The organism is Streptomyces sp. C (assembly GCF_000158895.1).
Lineage (GTDB): Bacteria > Actinomycetota > Actinomycetes > Streptomycetales > Streptomycetaceae > Streptomyces > Streptomyces racemochromogenes.
The window spans coordinates 5,328,128-5,331,239 of sequence record NZ_GG657750.1; the positions used below are offsets into that span (position 1 = coordinate 5,328,128).

3 protein-coding genes and 1 pseudogene are annotated in these 3,112 nt (G+C 74.3%); 3 read left to right on the forward strand and 1 reads right to left on the reverse strand.

All coding sequences use genetic code 11. From position 1 onward, the window contains the following. Positions 1-162: 162 nt before the first annotated feature. Entirely contained in the window at positions 163-630 is a 468-nt protein-coding gene (locus SSNG_RS24220) for a nuclease-related domain-containing protein (RefSeq protein WP_007266541.1), read from the forward strand. A 72-nt stretch (positions 631-702) separates the two neighbouring features. Here SSNG_RS24220 and SSNG_RS24225 read toward each other — a convergent pair whose 3' ends face one another. Then, positions 703-1,920 (reverse strand): Ku protein, encoded by a 1,218-nt coding sequence (locus SSNG_RS24225; protein WP_007266542.1) that lies wholly within the window; start codon positions 1,918-1,920, stop codon positions 703-705. Positions 1,921-1,951: 31 nt separating this feature from the next. Here SSNG_RS24225 and ligD point away from each other — a divergent pair, with 31 nt between their 5' ends. Next, complete coding sequence (gene ligD, locus SSNG_RS24230; RefSeq protein WP_007266543.1) at positions 1,952-2,836, forward strand: non-homologous end-joining DNA ligase; 885 nt, start codon at positions 1,952-1,954, stop codon at positions 2,834-2,836. Then, positions 2,833-3,112, forward strand: a pseudogene (locus tag SSNG_RS24235) (ATP-dependent DNA ligase); the annotation flags it as partial. The gene ligD and the pseudogene SSNG_RS24235, both read left to right, overlap by 4 nt.

Sequence of the window (3,112 nt, forward strand, 5' to 3'; positions counted from 1 at the left end):
CCCGCGGCTGGACCCATCGGCCCGCCGCCGGTGCCCACCCCCCGCCGAGCTGCGCGAGTCTGAGCCTGCCGCCCGACCGCGAACTCGCCCCCGAACCGACCCGGCGAGACCCTGCTGGGGGAGCTGGCGTACGGGTCCCCGGGCAGCCGGTCCCGGCACCGGATGCGGCAGGAGCTCCAGGCCCGGCAGCGCACGGGCGCGGAGGTCGACCTGCTGGAGGCCTCGGACTGGCGGGCCCTGCACGACGTGCCGCTGCCCGGTCTGGGGCTGCTGGACCACCTGCTCATCGGCCCGCCGGGCGTCCTCGCCGTCCGTACGGTCCCGGGCCGCCGCCAGCGCGCCCAGGTCGGGGACCTGCTGCTGACGGTGGGCCGTGCCGAGCCCCGCCCGGACCCCCGCTGGATCCGGCGGGCGGCCGCCTGCGCCGCCCGGGTGCTGGCCGCGCCGGTCACCCCGGCCCTGGCCCTGGCCGATGCCTCCCGGGTGGAGGTGGCGCCGACGCAGCGCGACGTCCTGGTCCTCCAGCCCCCGACGCTGACGACCCTCCTGCGGGGCACGCCGGCGACCCTCAAACCCCCGGAGATCGAAGCCCTCTTCGCCGTGGCCCGCGCCCGGCCGGCGTGGACCTAGGGGACCTAGGGGACCTAGGGGACTTGGCCGACTTGGCCGACTTGGCGGGCTCGGCGGGCTCGGGGGAGGCCCTCAGGCCGAACTCCGCTTGCGCGGCGCGGCCTTCTTCGCGGCGGCCGTCTTCTTCGCGGTGGCGGTGGCGGTGGAGGACTTGGCGGCGGTCGAGGTGGACTTCCTGGCCGTGGAGGCGGACTTCGTGGCCGTGGAGGTGCTCTTCCTGGCCGTGGCTGCGGACTTCGTCGCGGCCGAAGTCGACTTCTTGCCGCCCGACTTGCCGCCCGACGCGGCGGACGAGGCCGCCGAGGTGGACTTCGCCGTCGACTTCGCCGTGGACTTCGCGGCGGCCTTCTTCCCCGCCGCGGCCGTCTTCCGACCCGCGGCGGCCCCGGCCGTCGACTTCTTCCCGCCCACCGCCTTCGGCGCGGCGGCCGCCGCGCCGCGCCGGATCGGGGTCACCTCCGCCTCCGTGCCGCCGTCCCCACCGTCCCCGCCGTCCTCGCCCTCCGCCGCGCCCCGCGAGGCCCTGGCGGCCCGCACGCTGTTCTCCAGCGCCGCCATCAGGTCGATCACCTGCCCGCCGGCCGGCTCCACCACCGCCTCCGAGGGCTCGAACGCCCCGCCCGCCTTCGCCGCGATCATCGCCTCCACGGCCTCGCGGTAGTCGTCGTGCAGGGAGGCCATCTCCACCTCTCCCAGCGTCGCCATCAGCGCGTCCGCCAGGTCCAGTTCGGCTTCCCGTACGGACACCGAGGCCTCCGGCGCCACCCCCTCGGGCGCCCTGATCTCGTCCGGCCACAGAAGTCCGTGCATCGCGATCACGTCGTCGACGACCCGCAGCATGCCCAACCGCTCCCGCCCCCGCAGCGCGTACTTGGCGATGGCCACCCGCCGGCTCCGCTTGAGCGCCTCCCGCAGCAGCGTGTACGGCTTGGCCGCCGTGGCACCGTTCGCCGCGAGGTAGTACGCGGCGTCCATCTGGAGCGGATCGATCTCGTCGGCGGGCACGAACGACACGATCTCGATCGTCTTCGCCGTGGCGATCGGCAGCTGCGCCAGGTCCTCCTCCGTGATCGGGATGATCGACCCGTCCGCCTCCTCGTACCCCTTGCCGATCTCGGCTGAGGACACCTCCTCCCCGTCCAGCTCGCACACCTTGCGGTAGCGGACGCGGCCGCCGTCGGTCACATGGATCTGACGGAAGGAGATCGAGTGGCTCTCGGTGGCGTTCACGAGCTTGATCGGGATGCTGACCAGGCCGAAGGAGATCGCCCCGTTCCAAATGGATCGCACGGTTCCTCCTGATTCGTGGCAATCTCATCGTATGACGCCGATCACGATGGTGGAGGGGCGTCGCATCGCGCTCAGCAACCTGGAGAAGGTCCTCTACCCGGGGACCGGCTTCACCAAGGGCGAGGTGCTGCACTACTACGCCACCGTCGCGGACTCCCTCCTCGCGCACATCAAGGACCGCCCGCTGTCCTTCCTGCGCTATCCGGACGGCCCGGACGGCCAGCTCTTCTTCACCAAGAACCCGCCGCCCGGCACGCCCGCATGGGTGAAGACCACCCCCGTGCCCCGCTCCGAGGACGAACGGGCCGAACAGGTGGTCGTATCCGACCTGGCGTCCCTGATGTGGGCGGCCAACCTCGTCGTCGAGTTCCACACCCCCCAGTGGCGGGCCGGCGCCCCCGCCGTCGCCGACCGGCTCGTGTTCGACCTCGACCCCGGCCCGCCCGCCACCGTCGTCGAATGCTGCGCCGTCGCCCTGTGGCTGCGCGAGCGCCTCGCCGCCGACGGCCTGACCGCGTACGCCAAGACCTCCGGCTCCAAGGGCCTCCACCTGGCCGTGGCGCTCGAACCGGTCCCCTCCGCGCGCGCCTCCGCGTACGCCAAGGTCCTCGCCCAGGAGGCCGAGGCCGCGCTCCCCGACCTCGTCGTGCACCGCATGGCGAAGGCGCTGCGCCCCGGCAAGGTCTTCGTCGACCACAGCCAGAACGCCGCCGCCAAGACCACCGCCGCCCCCTACACGCTGCGCGCGCGGCACCTGCCGACCGTCTCCGCGCCCGTCTCCTGGGCGGAGGTCGAAGGCTGCCGCGACTCCCACGACCTGGTGTTCCTCGCCGACGACATCGCGCCCCGGCTGGCCCGCGACGGCGACCTCCTCGCCCCGCTGACCGACCCCGGACGGGCCGGGAGCCTGCCGTGACCCCGCCGGCCGTCCAGGTCGCGCTCGCCGCCGCCGTCCGGACCCTGCCGCGGGGGGCGGGCCTGGCGTACGAGCCGAAGTTCGACGGCCACCGCATGGTCGTGCTGCGCACCGAGGAGGACGTGGTGCTCCAGGCCCGCTCCGGGCGGATCGTCACCGGCGCCTTCCCCGACCTGGCGGCGGCCGCCCGGCAGCTGCCCGCCGGGACCGTACTGGACGGGGAGGTGGTCGTCTGGCACGGCGGCCGCACGGACTTCGCGCTCGTCCAGCGGCGCG

What these genes read in the sequence shown, in the direction of transcription:
- SSNG_RS24220 (WP_007266541.1), top strand. Translation starts at nt 163, where the DNA reads ATGCGGCAGGAGCTCCAGGCCCGGCAGCGCACGGGCGCGGAGGTCGAC.
- ligD (WP_007266543.1), top strand. Translation starts at nt 1,952, where the DNA reads ATGACGCCGATCACGATGGTGGAGGGGCGTCGCATCGCGCTCAGCAAC.